At 75.7% G+C, this 15,524-nt stretch carries 15 protein-coding genes; 7 read left to right on the forward strand and 8 right to left on the reverse strand.

The window, feature by feature from the left end:
- The first annotated feature begins 4 nt into the window (after positions 1-4).
- Positions 5-1,207, forward strand: a complete 1,203-nt coding sequence (locus tag ACOBQU_RS36110; RefSeq protein WP_423633263.1) for an FAD-dependent monooxygenase — start codon at positions 5-7, stop codon at positions 1,205-1,207.
- Positions 1,208-1,246: 39 nt separating this feature from the next.
- Here the strand turns inward: ACOBQU_RS36110 and ACOBQU_RS36115 are convergent, their stop codons facing one another.
- Complete coding sequence (locus ACOBQU_RS36115) at positions 1,247-1,831, reverse strand: TetR/AcrR family transcriptional regulator (RefSeq protein ID WP_423633265.1); 585 nt, start codon at positions 1,829-1,831, stop codon at positions 1,247-1,249.
- Positions 1,832-1,918: 87 nt separating this feature from the next.
- On the opposite strand from ACOBQU_RS36115, the gene ACOBQU_RS36120 reads away from it, so the two are divergent.
- Both ACOBQU_RS36120 and ACOBQU_RS36125 read left to right on the forward strand, forming a co-directional pair.
- Positions 1,919-2,743: a class I SAM-dependent methyltransferase gene (locus ACOBQU_RS36120; protein ID WP_423633267.1), complete on the forward strand. Its 825-nt coding sequence runs from the start codon at positions 1,919-1,921 to the stop codon at positions 2,741-2,743.
- Between the two features lie 25 nt (positions 2,744-2,768).
- Entirely contained in the window at positions 2,769-3,332 is a 564-nt protein-coding gene (locus ACOBQU_RS36125) for a 2'-5' RNA ligase family protein (RefSeq protein ID WP_423633269.1), read from the forward strand.
- A gap of 27 nt (positions 3,333-3,359) precedes the next feature.
- Here ACOBQU_RS36125 and ACOBQU_RS36130 read toward each other — a convergent pair whose 3' ends face one another.
- From ACOBQU_RS36130 to ACOBQU_RS36140, 3 genes are all read right to left on the reverse strand, one after another.
- The gene (locus ACOBQU_RS36130) at positions 3,360-3,737 is read right to left on the reverse strand and encodes a VOC family protein (RefSeq protein ID WP_423633271.1); all 378 of its coding nucleotides are present in this window, start codon (positions 3,735-3,737) and stop codon (positions 3,360-3,362) included.
- A gap of 103 nt (positions 3,738-3,840) precedes the next feature.
- Positions 3,841-4,668: a pentapeptide repeat-containing protein gene (locus ACOBQU_RS36135; RefSeq protein WP_423633273.1), complete on the reverse strand. Its 828-nt coding sequence runs from the start codon at positions 4,666-4,668 to the stop codon at positions 3,841-3,843.
- Positions 4,669-4,779: 111 nt separating this feature from the next.
- Positions 4,780-5,187, reverse strand: a complete 408-nt coding sequence (locus tag ACOBQU_RS36140) for a DUF5997 family protein (RefSeq protein ID WP_423633275.1) — start codon at positions 5,185-5,187, stop codon at positions 4,780-4,782.
- A 117-nt stretch (positions 5,188-5,304) separates the two neighbouring features.
- Here ACOBQU_RS36140 and ACOBQU_RS36145 point away from each other — a divergent pair, with 117 nt between their 5' ends.
- Both ACOBQU_RS36145 and ACOBQU_RS36150 read left to right on the forward strand, forming a co-directional pair.
- Entirely contained in the window at positions 5,305-6,099 is a 795-nt protein-coding gene (locus tag ACOBQU_RS36145; protein ID WP_423633276.1) for a LysR family substrate-binding domain-containing protein, read from the forward strand.
- A gap of 117 nt (positions 6,100-6,216) precedes the next feature.
- A complete protein-coding gene (locus ACOBQU_RS36150) occupies positions 6,217-7,017 on the forward strand; it encodes a DUF1206 domain-containing protein (RefSeq protein ID WP_423633278.1) in 801 nt (266 codons plus the stop codon).
- Between the two features lie 51 nt (positions 7,018-7,068).
- Here the strand turns inward: ACOBQU_RS36150 and ACOBQU_RS36155 are convergent, their stop codons facing one another.
- Positions 7,069-7,944, reverse strand: coding sequence for a 4Fe-4S domain-containing protein (locus tag ACOBQU_RS36155; RefSeq protein ID WP_423633279.1), 876 nt, complete (start codon positions 7,942-7,944; stop codon positions 7,069-7,071).
- Positions 7,945-8,140: 196 nt separating this feature from the next.
- Between ACOBQU_RS36155 and ACOBQU_RS36160 the strand changes: the two genes are divergently transcribed.
- On the forward strand, positions 8,141-8,764 hold the full coding sequence (locus tag ACOBQU_RS36160; RefSeq protein WP_423633281.1) for a TetR/AcrR family transcriptional regulator: 624 nt from the start codon (positions 8,141-8,143) through the stop codon (positions 8,762-8,764).
- Positions 8,765-8,814: 50 nt separating this feature from the next.
- On the opposite strand, the gene ACOBQU_RS36165 is transcribed toward ACOBQU_RS36160, so the two are convergent.
- Together ACOBQU_RS36165 and ACOBQU_RS36170 are read right to left on the reverse strand one after the other, a co-directional pair.
- The gene (locus ACOBQU_RS36165) at positions 8,815-12,099 is read right to left on the reverse strand and encodes a bifunctional cytochrome P450/NADPH--P450 reductase (RefSeq protein WP_423633283.1); all 3,285 of its coding nucleotides are present in this window, start codon (positions 12,097-12,099) and stop codon (positions 8,815-8,817) included.
- A 194-nt stretch (positions 12,100-12,293) separates the two neighbouring features.
- Entirely contained in the window at positions 12,294-12,728 is a 435-nt protein-coding gene (locus ACOBQU_RS36170) for a hypothetical protein (protein WP_423633285.1), read from the reverse strand.
- A gap of 214 nt (positions 12,729-12,942) precedes the next feature.
- On the opposite strand from ACOBQU_RS36170, the gene ACOBQU_RS36175 reads away from it, so the two are divergent.
- Entirely contained in the window at positions 12,943-14,613 is a 1,671-nt protein-coding gene (locus ACOBQU_RS36175) for an ABC-F family ATP-binding cassette domain-containing protein (RefSeq protein ID WP_423633287.1), read from the forward strand.
- Between the two features lie 32 nt (positions 14,614-14,645).
- Here the strand turns inward: ACOBQU_RS36175 and ACOBQU_RS36180 are convergent, their stop codons facing one another.
- The gene (locus ACOBQU_RS36180; protein WP_423633289.1) at positions 14,646-15,512 is read right to left on the reverse strand and encodes a nucleotidyltransferase domain-containing protein; all 867 of its coding nucleotides are present in this window, start codon (positions 15,510-15,512) and stop codon (positions 14,646-14,648) included.
- Positions 15,513-15,524 lie beyond the last annotated feature (12 nt).

A 15,524-nucleotide genomic window follows, 5' to 3' on the forward strand; every position in this document is an offset into this window, starting at 1 on the left:
CCATGTGAAGGTCGTCTGCGTCGGAGGCGGGCCCGCCGGTCTGTACTGCGCCATCCTGCTGAAGCGGCAGGACCCGGCCGCCGAGATCACCGTCCACGAGCGCAACCCGGAGGGCTCCACCTACGGCTGGGGCGTCACGTACTGGCAGGGGCTGCTCGACCGGCTCCACGCACACGACCCCGAGACCGCCCGCGCCATCGAGGAGCACTCCGTACGCTGGAGCGACGGCGTCGCGCACGTACGCGGAGTGACGACCCGTCACCACGGCGACCAGGGCTTCGGCGTCGGCCGCCACCGCCTGTTGGAGATCCTCGCCGAGCGGGCCCGCGACCTCGGCGTGCGCCTGGAGTTCGCGGACGAGGTCGCCGCCGACGACCCGCGCGCCGCCGCCGACCTGGTGGTGGCCGCCGACGGCCTGCACAGCACCCTGCGCACCCGGCACGCCGACCACTTCGGCACCCAGATCAGGAGCGGGCGCAACCAGTACATCTGGCTCGGCACCCCCAAGGTCTTCGACGCCTTCACCTTCGCCTTCCAGGACACCGACCACGGCTGGATCTGGTGCTACGCCTACGGCTACGGCCCCGAGGGCAGCACCTGCGTCGTCGAGTGCGCCCCCGAGACCTGGACCGGGCTCGGCCTCGACCAGACCAACGAGGCCGACGGGCTCGCCCTCCTGGAGAAGCTCTTCGCCGAACTCCTCGACGGCCACCCCCTGATCGGCCGCTCCGCCTCCCACGGCCGCGCCCAGTGGCAGGCCTTCCGCACCGTCACCAACCGCACCTGGCACCGCGGCAACGTCGTCCTGCTCGGCGACGCCGCCCACACCACGCACTACTCCATCGGCGCGGGCACCACCCTCGCCCTGGAGGACGCCATGGCCCTCGCCGGAGCCCTGCGCACGCACGCGCGCCTGCCCGACGCCCTCGCCGCGTACGAGCGCGAACGCCGGTCCGCCCTCCTGTCGGTGCAGAGCGCGGCCCGCTACAGCGCCCAGTGGTACGAGCAGCTGCCGCGCTACATCGACCTGCCGCCGCACCGCATGTTCACCCTGCTCGGCCAGCGGCACTCGCCCCTGCTGCCGTATGTGCCGCCGCAGGTGTACTACGGCCTCGACAAGACCGCGGGTCGGCTCAAGGCACTGCGCGGCCTCAAGCGCTGGCTGGGCCCGAAGGTCGCGCGCACGCTCCAGAAGGGGCGCCAGTAGCGGCGCCGAGCGCGCGCCGGGGCATGGCGGCGCTCCCGGTCACGCCGCACCGGCGAGCGTCGCGGCCACCACCTTGCGCACGGCCTCGCGCTCGGGCGGCGGGCCCGTGCGGTCGGCGAACAGCATGTGTCCGGCGCCGATCAGCAGGGGCGCGAGGGCGTCGACGTCGGCGTCCGCCGCGAGGCGCCCCAGGGCGCGCTCGGCGGTCAGGTACGAGGCGATCACGGCCGTGGCCTCCGTGAGGAGCGGGACGCCGGTCGGGGTGGTCCGGCGCAGCCGGGCGCGCAGCTCGTCCCGCGAGGTGACCAGGCCGACGATCGCCACGGCCACCGACCCGAAGAGGTCGGTGAGGGCATCCGCCAGGTGGTCGGCCACCGCCCCCGTCCCGGCGGACTCCCGCAGCGCCGCCGAGCGCGCGTCGAGCCGGGCGATCCGGTCGCGGACCAGCTCGGCGAGGAAGGCGTCGAAGTCGCTGAAGTGCCGGTGCAGCACGCCCTTGGCGCAGCCCGCCTCCGTGGTGACCGCCCGGCTGGTGAGCCCGCTCGGCCCGGCCCGCAGCAGGACGCGCTCCGCCGCCTCGAACAACTGCTCCCGCGCGTCGCGCAGGGCCACTCCCGTGGGCATGCCGGTCCTCCTTCGTTCCCAGGGATCCTACGGGGATCCGGTGCACCGCCGGTTGACGAGTGGGCAAGTGCCCACCATAGTGGGCGCATGCCCACACTGCCGTCGGGGCACACCCCCGAACCCGCCGCGGAGTCCCACCACGCACGCCAGGTCGCCGAGTCGTTCGGCGCGGACGCCGCCCGCTACGACCGGGCCCGGCCGCGCTATCCGGACGCCATGGTGGCGGCCGTCGTCGCCCGGACCCCGGGCCCCGAGGTCCTGGACGTCGGCTGCGGCACCGGCATCGCCGCCCGCCAGTTCCAGGCCGCGGGCCGCACGGTCCTCGGCGTGGACGTCGACGCGCGCATGGCCGCGTACGCGCGCGGCGCGGGCGTCGACACCGAGGTGGCGGCGTTCGAGTCCTGGGACCCCGGCGGCCGTGCCTTCGACGCCGTCGTCGCCGGGCAGACCTGGCACTGGGTCGACCCGGTCGCCGGGGCCGCCAAGGCCGCCCGGGTGCTGCGGCCCGGCGGCTGCCTCGCCCTGTTCTGGAACACCTTCCGCCCCGCGCCCGCCGTCGCCGAAGCCCTCGCGGCCGCCCACCGGCGCGCCCTGCCCGACGCGCCCCTCAACCCCTGGACGCCCGCCGCGCTCGACGGCAGCACGGCGGTCCTGGAGCGGGCCGCCGACGGGATCGACCGGAACGGCGCGTTCGGCCCGCCGACCGAGTACCGCTTCCCCTGGGAGCGCACCTACTCCCGCGAGGAGTGGCTCGACCAGGTCCGCACCCACGGCGGCGTCGGCCAGCTCCCGCCGCCCCTGCTGGAGCGTCTCCTCGCGGAGACCGGCGCCGCGGTCGACGCGCTGGGCGGCGCCGTCACGATGCCGTACGCGACGGTCCTGCTCACCGCGGCCCGCACCGCCACCCCCTGAGACGCCGGTGCGATCATGACCTGTCATGAGCACAGACGACGGCACCCGGGGGAGCGGCGCTGAGGGCGAGCGGGACACCGGCGGCTGGCCCGACGTCCCCGGTGACACGGCACTGACCATCAAGCTGCCCGCCGCCGACCCGCTGGTGCGCGCCGGGTTCCCCGCCCACGTCACCGTGCTCTACCCGTTCCTGCACACCAGCCGCCTCGACGCCCGTGTCCACCGCGAGCTGACCGGTCTCTTCGCCGGGCACGACGCCTTCGACCTGACGCTCGCGGAGTTCGGCCGCTACCCGGGCGTGCTCTACCTCGACCCGTGGCCGCACGACCCGGTCACCGCCCTCACCAAGGCCCTCACCCTGCGCTGGCCCGAAGCGGTGCCCTACCGGGGGATCTTCGGCGCCGGACTGGCCCCGCACGTCACGGTCGCCAACAGCGAGGGCCCCGCCACGGAGGACACCGTGTACGAGGCCCTGCGCGCCGAGCTGGCCCCGGCGCTGCCGCTGACCTGCCCCGTCCGCGCGGTGCACCTCATTGTCTGGGACGGGCAGCGGTGGCGGGACCGGGCGGCGTACCGGCTCCGCCTCTGAGGCCCCGCCTCCCGGGCGGTGCGCCCGTCAGTGGCGCACCAGGCAGAACGGGTGCCCCGCCGGGTCCGCGTAGACGCGCCAGGTGCCCCCGCCGGAGGTGTCGTCGAGCACGGTCGCGCCCCGGGCCAGGACCTCCTCCTGCGCCCGGTCCAGGTCCGCGACGCCGAAGTCCAGGTGGAACTGCTGGGGCAGCGCGGGGTCCGGCCACGTCGGCGGCCGGTGGTCCGCGACCCGCTGGAAGGCGAGCACGAGCCCGGACGGCGCGTGCAGGGTGGCCCAGTCCTCGCCGACCGCCCACCGCCGGTCGGGCCTGTTCACCGCGCCGCCGAGCAGCGACTGGTAGAAGACGGCCAGCTCATGGGGGTCCGGGCAGTCGAGGACGACGCACTGGAGGTCGGCGATCATGCCGGGAGATCCTAGACGAGCGCGGACGGCGGCCGCCGCGCGGACCGGGGAGCGCGGGTGGGCCCCGCTGTCCGGGCCGGTGCCGCCGTACCGGCGTCGGGGGTCAGGCAGCCCAGTGCGCCGGGCGCTCCAGGTTCTTCGGGATCCGCGTCGCCGCGTCCCCGCGCGCGGCGTTCAGCTGCGGCTGCGTGAGGAAGAGCGCGCCCGTCAGGTCCGCGCCGCGCAGGTCGGTGTCCCGCATGTCGGCGCCGATCAGGTCGGCGTCGCGCAGGTCCGCGCCGGACAGGTCGGCGGCGACCAGCAGCGCGCCGCGCAGGCTGGCGCCCCGCAACCGCGCGCCGCGCAGCCGGGCGCCCATGAGGTGGGCGCCCCGGTGGTTCTTCTTGCGGCCCGGGACCGCCGCGCGGGCCAGTTCGCTGGCGCGCAGCAGCAGCGGGTTCACCTCGCCGCGCACGGCGTCGACGTCCACGGCGAGCAGTGCGTCGGGCGCCTGGCGGGTCAGCGCGTCGATCCGGTCGTAGGCGCGGCGCAGCTCCGCGCGCACCGGCCGGGCGGCGGCGAGGTCGAGGGCCTCGGCCGTGTACTTCAGCAGCTCGTGCAGATGGCGTACGACGGGGAAGACCTCGTACATCGTGCGCGCGGAACCCGGCTCGTCCCGCCAGCTCACACCCCCGAACGTGACCTGCGAGACCTTCTGACCGGCGCCGAAGCAGTCGAACACGGTGCACCCCTGGTACCCGCTGTCGCGCAGCCGCGCGTGGATCGCGCACCGGAAGTCGTCCTGGAGGTTGCCGCACGGCGTCCCGGCCGACTTGTTCACCGGGAAGTCCGACGACCGCGCGAACGGCAGCGCCACGCAGCACAGGCCGAAGCAGTCACCGCAGTCGGCCCGCAGATCGGGGTGGGCGGTGTGCGAGGTGGGCGCGGGCACGGCGGTGACTCCTGATGCGGCGGTCGGCGGTCGTAGGTCCGGGAAGCGGGCGCGGCGCCGGGGCCCGCCCGCCGAGGAGCGCGGGCGGCTCACGCGGGGGCCCTCGCGGGGCTAGTCCTGGCTGCCCTGCTCGGCCCGTTCCGCCTGCTCGGCCTGCTTGGCCTTGACGCGGGCCGCTTCCTTGCGGACCTCGGCCTGCGTGGCGCGCTCACGCTCCAGCCACTCCGGGCGTTCTTCCTTCAGGGCCTCGATCTGGGCCGTGGTGAGCGCGTCCGTGACGCCGCCGCGGGCGAGCCCCGAGATGGACACGCCGAGCTTGGCCGCCACGACCGGGCGGGGGTGCGGGCCGTCGCGGCGCAGCTCCCGCAGCCACGCGGGCGGGTCGGCCTGGAGCGCGTTCAGCTCGGCCCGGGAGACGACACCCTCCCGGAACTCGGCGGGGGTGGCCTCGAGGTACACACCCAGCTTCTTCGCCGCGGTCGCGGGCTTCATCGTCTGGGTGGTCTGGTGCGACGTCATACGACAAGGGTAACGATCAGCCGGGCGGGCTCCGACCACGAGCGGCCGGGGGCGGACAGCGGGAGGGCCGCCCCGGCCGGTGAGCCGCGCCACGGCTACGGCCGGTAGTCTGGCGAGGTGACAGCCTCGGAAGACCCGCCCGCGTTCCGGCTCGCCTACGTCCCCGGGGTGATGCCCGCGAAGTGGGTGCGCATCTGGAACGAGCGGCTGCCCGACATCCCCCTCACCCTCGTGCCGGTGGCCCCGGGGGAGGCGTGCGCGGTGCTGCGGGCGGGGGAGGCGGACGCCGGACTCGTGCGGCTTCCGGTGGACGGACCGGACCTGAGCGCCATCCCGCTGTACACGGAGACGACGGTCGTCGTGGCGCCCAAGGACCACATCGTCGCGGCCGTCGACGAGGTGTCCCTGGAGGAGCTGGCCGACGACATCCTGCTGCACCCCCTCGACGACACCCTCGACTGGGAGCGCCCGCCGGGCAGGCCCGCCTTCGAGCGCCCGGCCACCACCGCCGACGCCATCGAACTGGTCGCCGCGGGCATCGGCCTGCTCGTCGTACCGCAGTCCCTGGCCCGGCTGCACCACCGCAGGGACCTCACCTACCGCCCGGTCTCCGACGCCCCCGCGTCGCGCGTCGCTCTGTCGTGGCCGCAGGACGCGACGACCGACCAGGTGGAGGACTTCATCGGCATCGTCCGCGGCCGCACCGTCAACAGCACGCGCGGCCGCCGCGCCGAGCCGTCGGCGGAGCAGCAGCCCAAGGGCGGCAAGGGCGGCAAGGGCACCGCGAAGTCCCCGCAGGGCGGTGCCCGCCGCAAGCCCGCCCCCGGCGGCCAGGCCGCCAGAGGGCAGCGCCGCGGCGGTCAGAAGCCCGCGAAGCCCGCCAGGCGCGGCAAGCCGCGCCGCCGGTCGTGACCTCCGCCCGCACCCGGCGACCGGCGGGCCGCCACGTCCTTGAAGCATCACCGGCCGGTTCCGGGGAACCCGCGTCGCCCGGGAGGTGGCGCGGTGGGGCGGAGCGGGGTGCTTCAGATGCGGCGGGCGGCTGACGGCCGGGTCGTCGAGGTGGCGGCGCGGGCCGGTTTCGCGGCCCGCGGGGTGATCTATCTGCTGGTGGGCGTGCTGGCGCTGCGGATCGCGGCGTCCGACGACGGGCGGCAGGCCGACCGAGGGGGCGCGCTGGCGGAGATCGCGCGGCGGCCGTTCGGGAACGCCCTGCTGTGGATGCTCGGCCTCGGACTCGCCGGGATGGCCCTGTGGCGGCTCACGGAAGCCGTGTTCGGCCAGGCCGGACCCGACGGCCGCAAGCCGGGCAGGCGGCTCGCGTCCGCAGGCCGGTGCGTCCTGTACTGCGTCCTGAGCTATCTGGTCCTGGCCTACGCGGCCGGGGACCAGGGCAGCGGAAGCGGCTCCTCCGACCGGCACTCCGACGACGTCACCGCGACCGCCCTCGGCTGGCCCGCGGGGCAGTGGATCGTGGGCGCGGCGGGCGTGGGGATCGCGGTGGCGGGGCTGTGGATCGGCGGCCGGGCCGTGCTGCGCAAGTACCGCAAGCGGCTGCGGATGGGGGAGATGTCCGCCGGGGTGCGCCGCGCGGTGGACGTGCTCGGCGTGGTCGGCGGGCTCGGGCGGGGCTGCCTGTTCGCCGCAGCCGGTGCCTTCGCCGTCGTCGCCGCGGTGGACCACGAGCCGGGCAAGGCCAAGGGCGTCGACGACACGCTGCGGTCCTTCAGCCACACCCCGGCCGGGCCGTGGCTGCTCGTGGCCGTCGCTCTGGCGCTCGCGGCCTTCGGCCTGTTCTCCTGGGCCCAGGCCCGCTGGCGCAAGGTGTGAGACCCGGCGCCGTTCACCGGCGGACGGCGGCGACGTCGGGCCGTTCCGCGGTCACCAGCGGACGGCCGTGAAGTCGATGGGCTCGGGCCGCAGCAGACGGGTGCGCTCGGTCAGCTCCCGCAGCCGCCGCGCCATGTCGTCGGCCGGGAGGCGGCGCCGGTCCCCGTGCCCCGGCAGCACCCACTCGAAGCGGAGCCGCCCCGCCGTACGGGCCAGGGAGGCGGCCAGCTCCTCGATGGAGTACCAGGTCACGCTCCGCGCCACCTCCAGGTCACCGGTGGTGCGCGACCAGTAGAAGCTGTCGCCGCTGAAGCAGTACCGGTCGTCCGCGAGGTAGAGCACGCTGCCCTGGGTGTGGCCCGGCAGCGGGTGCGCGACGACTCCCGGGCCGATCTCGGTCGGCTCGACGCCCCGTAACACCCGGTCGGCGTCCGGCGCCGCGTCCAGGTCGCCCTCGTGGATCCACAGGCGGGCACCGTAGTGGTCGGCGTAGCGGCGGCCGTGCGCCACGTGGTCGCGGTGGGTGAGCAGCACGTCGGTGACGGGGCCCGCGGCCGCCGCGTACCGCTCGGCGAGGTCGCGGCTCCAGCGCGGGGTGTCGATCATCATGGCCGTGCCGGAGGGGCGCCGCAGCAGGTAGGCGTTGGCGCCCGCCGTGTGCGGGGAGTTGTGCCCGCAGATCAGTACGCCGTCGTCGAGGCGGAGCGGGAACGGGTCGAGGGCCGGGTCGGGCTGCCGCCCGGACGCCGTGCGGATCGAGCGGGTGGGGCAGGCGAACGCGGCGGCGTGCAGCCGCCGTTCCTCCGCCGGGTCGCGCGGCGCGCGCCGCAGCCGCGACCGGCCGTCCACCTCGTCGACGAGGTCGGGCGCGAACTGCCGGGCCACGTCGCAGTTGGTGCAGCGGTCGTCCACGTACCAGCCGTCCATCACGGGACTCCTTCCCTGAGGGCGCATGGCTGCCGATGCCACGGCGCCGCGGCCCGAAGCGGACCGCCCCTCCAGGGATATCCCGGCGCGCGCGGGAACCGATAGGCCCCGCCGATCTTGTACTTGGCCGCGCGATGGCATCTCGCCACCTTGGACGGGCGACTTGCTCGGCCGACTGAGTCGCTACCCTGTGCCCATGCCACACGTGACCGCGGCCGAGCGCCGCCCCCAGTTGATCAGCGCGGCCATCGCCCTCATGTCCAGGGAGGGCGTCGCCGCCGGAAGCACCCGGGCCATCGCCGCCGAGCTGGGGGTCGCGCAGGCGACGGTGCACTACACGTTCGGCACGAAGGAGGAGCTGTACCGAGCCGTGCTGCGGCAGCTCACGCAGGACCTGGTGGCGCAGGTCAGGGAGGCGGCGCCCGCGGACGCCGGTTTCGAGGAGACGGTGGCGGCGCTGGCCGCCGCCCTGTGGCGGACCGTGCGCGAGCAGCCGGACAGCCACCAACTGCTCACCGAGCTGTCCCTGTTCGCGCTGCGCACGCCGACGCTGAGCGGGGCCCTGGAGAGCCACTACCGCGAGGTCCTGGACGTGACGGCGGAGCTGGTGACGGAGGCGGCCGAGCGCGCCGGGCACCGCCTCGCGGTGCCTCCGGCGGCCGTCGCCCGGTTCTTCACCGCCTGCTTCGAGGGGCTCACCCTCCAGCGCCTGACCGCGCCCGACGAGGAGGCCGAGCGGGCCGGGCTCCAGGCGCTGGTCTCCAGCGTCGTGGCCCTGGCGGGCGGCACGCTGGACCTCGTGCGCCTGCCGTCGGCCTGACGCGCCCTCAGCGAGGCACGGCCACGCCCGCAGCGGGACCGGCCGCGCCCTCAACCCGCCCACACGTCCTCGACGTACGCGCCGGACGCGACCAGGTCCGCCAGCCAGGCGACGGACTCCTCGTCGCTCGCGCCGGTGTGCTCGCGGTGGACGGCCAGGAACGCCTCCCGCACCGCCGGGGCCATCCGCCGCCCGTCGCCGCAGACGTGGACCCGGCCACCGGCCACGAGCAGCCGCCACACCTCGGCGCTCTCGCGGGCGATGCGGTCCTGCACGTGGCGGACCCCGCCCTCGGGGGCGTGCGAGAAGGCGGGGCGCATGCTCACGGCCCCGGCGGCCTGGGCCCGCGCGAACTCCTCGCGGTGCAGATAGTCGACGTCCGGGTGGTCGCAGCCGAAGTAGCACAGCAGCGTGCCCGTGGACCCGGCGTGCAGACGGTCCAGGACGGCGCCCCGGAACGGGGCGAGGCCGGTGCCCGCGCCGACCAGGATCACCGGGACCGCGTCGTCGTCGGGCAGCCGGAACGACTCGGCGCACGGGAGCACCCTGGCCTGCACCGTGTCCCCGGCCCGCAGCGTCTGGACGTACGCCGAGGCGACGCCGCGGAAGGTGCCCTCGCCCGCGCGGTGCGGCGCGGCCAGCAGCGACACCATCAGGTCCACCGTCCCCGGAGTGGCCCGCGCGGACGACGAGATGGAGTAGTGGCGCGGGCGCAGCAGCGGCAGCAGCTCCAGGAACCGCTCGAAGGGCAGCGCGCAGGACCGGTGGCGCTCCAGGAGGTCGAGGACGCTCCGCCCGCCACCCCGCTGGTGGAAGGCGTCCGCCGCGGTGGGCCCGGCGAGTTCGGCCAACTCCGCCAGCGGGCGGCGCTCGGGCGGGCAGGGGGTGTGCTCGGCGAGGACGGCGGCCTGCTCGGGTGTGGCCGGGGCCTGGAGCTCCACGAAGTCGGTGAGAAGGCGGCGCAGCGTCAACGGCCGGTCGACGGGCAGTGAGTGGCGAGCGCGGCGGCGGGCGCTGAGCCGCACCGTGCGGTCCAGGTCCAGGCCGAACCGGTCGGCGACCCGCTGGACCAGGGCGCCGGGGTTGCGCGGCAGGACGGCCAGGTGGTCGCCGGTGCGGTAGGTCACGCCGTCCGGCAGGCGCAGCCTCACGAACCGCTTGGAGCGGCCCAACGGGTGTGCGGTGTCGACGAGTTCGTACGCGTCGACGACCTCCATGGGCTGGACGCCGTGGCGCGCGGCGAGCTGACCGGTGACGTGCGGGGCCGCGTCCTCAAGGACGTACAGGCCCTGCTCGGCCGACTCCGACTCCGACTCCGACTCCGGTGCCGTGGCCCGCCGGTCCGTGTCCTCGGCTGCCTCGGTGCTGCCGTACCGGTCGAGCAGGGCCGTCCACAGGTCCGCGGTCCAGCGGTCCACCGCGCCGGTGAGGTCCCCGGAGGCGTCGGCGGCGCCGCGCTCCACGAGCGGGGTGGCGCCCGCCGCGCGCAGCCGCTCGTCGATGAGGGCCGGGACGCGCTGGTAGGTGGCGGCCCAAGTGCGGTCGCCGACGCCGAGGACCGCGTACGGAAGGCCGTCCAGCGCGCCGGGCTCCAGGCCTTCCAGCCAGTCGACGAACGTGGCGGCGTCGTCGGTGGGCCGCCCGTTGTAGGAGGCGGCCACGATCACCACGGGCCCGTCGGCGGCGCTGAGCCGTCCCGCGCGGTCGTTGAGCGCGGCGACACCGCCGGTGAAGCCGTACGCCTCGCCGTCGGCCGCCAAGTCGTGGGCGAGGCCCGAGCAGGTGCCCAGGTTGGAGCCGTGCAGCAGGGTCAGCGCGGTCGCGGCGGCGCGCCGGTCCCGCGGGGCCACCGCGTCGGCAGCGGTGGGGGCCGTGGGCGTGCGGCGCTCCGCCGCCGTGCGCCGGGCGAGGGCCAAGGTGAACCCGTCGGGCTTGAGGGTCAGGGACTGCTTGATCGTGAGCCGGTAGTCGGCGTGGTCGACCAGGCGGTAGCGGTGGACGATCAGACCGAGCAGGAGCGTGGCCTCGTGCAGCGCGAACTGCCGCCCGATGCAGGCGCGTTCACCGTTGCCGAACGGCTTGAACAGGTGTGCGGGGCGGGTCGCCGCGCGCTCGGGCGAGAACCGGTCGGGGTCGAACAGCTCGACGTTCTCGCCCCAGGCCGGGTCGCGGTGCAGCGCCGGGGTGAGCACCAGCAGCGTCTCGCCCGCGCGCACCGCGTACCGGCCGCCGATGACGGTGTCCTCGATGGGCTCCACGGCGTAGGCGGGCGCGGTGGGCCACAGCCGCAGGCTCTCGTTGAGCACCTGCCGGACGTACGTCAGCCTGCCGACGTCCGCGTAGCCGGGGTCGGGGGCGTCCGTGTCGCCCCACAGGGCGTCCACCTCTGCCTGGGCGCGGGCGAGCACTTCGGGGTGCTTGGTCAGGTAGTACAGGGCGAAGGACAGCGCGCCGCTGGTGGTCTCGTGCCCGGCGATGAGGAACGTGATGACCTGGTGGCGGATGTTCACGTCGTCCAGGGGCTCGCCGGTCGCGGCGTCCCGGGTGTGCAGCATGCGCCCGAGCAGGTCGTCGGTGCCGGTGTCGCCGGAGGCCCTGCGCCGCCGGATCACCTCGTCGACCAGGTCCGCCATCAGCGCGGCGTCCTCACGGAACCGCTCGGCCCGCTTCCACCGGAACACCTCGCTGCCCGGGACCGCCTCGCCCTTGGCCTGCGTCCAGGCCAGCGCCCTGGCCATCGCGCCGACGAAGGGGTGCGGTTCGGGGCGGCGGAACGAGTCGAAGTCGTAGCCGAAGCCGCACAGCCCGATGGTGTCGAAGGTCAGCCGCGTCATGTCCTCCGCCACGTCCACCGCGCTCCCGTCGGCGGCCTCGTCCCACTTGGCGAGCAGCGACCTGGCCACCCGCAGCATCGTCGCGTGGTACCCGCGCATGGCCCCCAGGGAGAAGGCGGGCAGCAGGATGTCGTGCGCCTTCCGCCAGTTGGGCTCGTGGGGGAAGGCGGTGAACAGGCCGTCCCCGGCGATCTGCCGGATCTCGACCAGGTCCGGGTGCACGTTCTTGCGGAACCGCGTCTCGTCCGACAGTTCGGCGACCAGGTCGAGCCCGCCGACCACCACGGTCCGCGTGCCGAAGACCCGCACCCGGAACACCGGGCCCAGCTCCTTGACCTCCTTCATCAGGTGGACGAGCCCGTCGGCCCCCTTGGGGATCGCCAGCGCGTGCCCGACCAGCGGCAGCGCGGGCCGCTCCGGGATCGCCGTGGCCGTCGCGGCGGGGGAGGGGGAGGGGGAGGGGGAGGGGGAGGGGGAGGGGGAGGTGAGCGCGTGGGTCATGGGAGGGCCTTTCGTCCGCAGCACCGGCTGTCAGCCGCTTCGGCACCACCGTATGAGCGACTTGTTCGAGTGACAATGTCGCTTGACTGTGCTGATCGACACGGGCACTCGACTCAACTGGGGGGCGGCGGACGGCGTCCGGGCCGCGGTGCGGTGTCCCGGGCCGCGCGGACCGGTGGCCTCGGGCGGTGGCGCTAGGGGCCCGGCCGGGTGGGCACGGCGTCGGCGCCCGTCGAGGTGCCGCCGCCCGCCGAGGCGCCGCGTCGCCAGCCCCACCACAGGAAGAGTGCCCCGGCGACGCTCACGGCCATGGCGGTGCCGTCGCCGACCACCAGGTCCGGGGCGTCGTCGATGGCCTCCTGGCGCTGCCGCGCCAGGTCGTCGTACGGACCGGAGCCGTACTCGCCGTTCCAGCAGGTGTGCCGGTCGTCGTCCGGCATGACACGGTCACCGCAGGTGAGCGGCGGGTCCGCCGCGTGGAGATCGCCGATGCCCTCGCCGCAGGCGGTCGCCCCCACCATGAGGACGGCGAAGAGGACGGGCCAGCCGCGCCCGACTCGGACCCCGAAGTCCTCGTAGTCCCGCGTGGTCCCCCGCACCCCTTCGCGGCCCCCCCGTGATCGCCTCATCCGCAGAGCCTCATCCGTAAAGCGGATGAACGGATGCACGAGGTGCTGCTAACGTGATCGTCATGGCACGAGGCATCTGGTCGCAGAAGGTGCGCGCCGCCCGCTGACGGCGGCGCCCTTCCAGCTGACGCGCTGAATCCGCGCTCGCCGTTCCGGTTCCCGCCGGGCGGCCGCCACCCGCTGCCCGGCTCCCCTGCGAGCCGCGGAGCATCCCGTGACCTTCCCCCAGACCCACGCCTCCATATCCCTGCCCGCCGAGGCGGGCGCCCGTGCCCATGTCAGCGCCGAACGCGTCACCGTCACGCGCGGCGCCCGACGCGTCCTGAGCGACGTGTCGGTCACCGTCTCCGCCCGGTCGCGGGTCGCCGTCGTCGGCGAGAACGGCCGGGGCAAGACGACGCTGCTGCACGTCCTCGCCGGGCTGATCGCCCCCGACGAAGGCAGCGTGCGCCGCGTCGGCACGGTCGGCCTGGCCCGGCAGGAGCTGCCCGCGCGCGACGGCGAGACCGTCGGCACCCTGACGGCCGCCGCGCTGGCCCCCTCCCTCGCGGCCCTCGCCGCCCTCGACGAGTCCGCCGCCGCCCTGGCCGAGGGCGACCCCGCCGCCGACCAGCGGTACGGCGCCGCGCTCGACGCCGCGACCCGGCTCGACGCCTGGGACGCCGAACGCCGCGTCGACGTCGCCCTCGCGGCCCTCGGCGCCTGCACCGACCGCGACCGACCGCTGGCGACCCTCTCCGTCGGACAGCGCTACCGGGTCCGCCTCGCCTGCCTGCTGGGCGCACACCACGACGTGCTGCTCCTGGACGAGCCCACGAACCACCTCGATGCCGACGGCCTCGCGTTCCTCACCCGCGCGCTGCGCGAGCACGGCGGCGGGCTCGCCGTCGTCAGCCACGACCGGGCCCTGCTGCGCGACGTCGCGGACCGGTTCGTCGACCTCGACCCGACGCGGGACGCCACACCGCGCGTGTACGCCGGTGGGTACGACGCCTGGCAGCAGGCCCGGCGCGCCGAGCGGGCCCGCTGGGAGCAGGACCACGAGGAGCAGCAGGCCGAACACCGGCGCCTCCAGGACGCGGTGGCCAAGGCCCGCGACCGGCTCTCCACCGGCTGGCGGCCCGACAAGGGGACCGGCAAGCACCAGCGCCAGTCCCGTGTCCCGGGCGTCGTCCAGGCCCTGAACCGGCAGCGCGCGGCCCTCGCGGCGCACCGCGTCGACGTGCCGGAGCCGCCGTCCGCCCAGCGATGGCCCGACCTGCGGGTGCGCCCCGGCGCCCCGCAGGTGCGGGCGCACGGCGTGGCCGTCGCCGGGCGGCTCGCCGGTCCCGTCGACATCACCCTCGACGGCGGCGACCGGCTCCTCGTCACCGGACCCAACGGCGCGGGCAAGTCCACGCTGCTCGCCGTGCTGTGCGGCGCGGTCGAGCCCACGCGCGGGTATGTGCGTACGGCGAAGGGGGCGCGGGTCGCCCGCGTCGGCCAGGAGACGGCTGACCTCGACCCCGCGCTCACCGCCCGCGAGGCGCACGCCCGGCACGTCGGGCGCCTGGTGGCCGACGGGCGGCTCCACGACGCCGACGCGGTCCCGCTCGGGGCGCTCGGCCTGCTGGACTCCGAGGCGCTGCGCACACCGGTGGGGCGGATGTCGGAGGGGCAGCGGCGCCGCCTCGACCTGGCGCTCGCCCTCGCCGGGCGCCCCGGCGTCCTCCTGCTCGACGAGCCCACCAACCACCTGTCGGCCACGCTGGTCGACGAGTTGACGGACGCGCTGCGCACGACGAGCGCCACGGTGGTGGTCGCGACCCACGACCGCCAGCTGCTGCGGGACCTCGGCGCCTGGCCCCGCCTGGAGGTGACGGCGGCCAGTGGCCACTCCGCCTGACCGGGGCCGGGCCGGGGCCGGGCGGCCGGTGGCTACTCCGCCGCGGCGAAGAGCTTCTCCGCCTCCGTCACCGCCCGCTCCAGGTCACGCGGGTCGGGCCCGAGCGCGGCCGTGATCGCGTCGACGCCGCGCAGGCCCGCCCGCTCCAGCAGGCGCTTCTCGTTGGTGACCCACTCGCCGCGCGCCGCGAGGACGGCGTGCGCCGTCTGGAGCGCGGCCGTGGCCAGCGCCCCGGCCAGTTCCGTGACCTGTCCGCGCGGGACGTACGCGCCCTTGGCGTACGCCAGGGTCAGACCGGCCTTGCCGCGCCACTCCGCCGGGGCCGTCCCGCGCAGCGCCCGCGGGTAGGCGGGGCGGGGGAGGCTGCCGCGCAGCACCTGGTTCAGGGCGAGTTCGGCGACCAGCAGATAGCTGGGGATGCCCGCGAGGTGGAACATCAGCGGCTCCCAGCGGAAGCGGCCCTGCCGCGCCTCGGCGAGTTCGTGCTCCACGACGTCCAGGTCCCGGTAGTGGATGTCGACGTGGCGGCCGTCGATGGTGAGCCAGGCCCCGCCGTTGAAGACGCCGCCGCCCCAGGCGCCCAGTTCGGAGACCTCGCCCGCCCAGCCGATGGCGCGCAGGTCGGCCGGATCGAAGGCGCCGCGGTAGTACACGGCCATGTCCCAGTCGCTGTCGGAGGTCGCGGTGCCCTGCGCCCGCGACCCGCCGAGCGTGACGGCACGCACGGTCGGCAGGGCGGCGAGCCGGTCCGCGACGCGGTCGAGGAACGCGGCGTCGTCAGGGCTGTGGGCGTGCGCCTGGGCGTCGGAACTGGCGCTGGCCCGGTCAAGGTCGTGGACGCGGCTGCCGTGGCTCTGGGCGTCGTGGGCTCGGGCGTCGCGGGTCTGGTCGTCGGTCATGAGGGTCCGATC

This window comes from Streptomyces sp. G45 (assembly GCF_049542095.1).
Classification (GTDB): Bacteria; Actinomycetota; Actinomycetes; order Streptomycetales; family Streptomycetaceae; genus Streptomyces.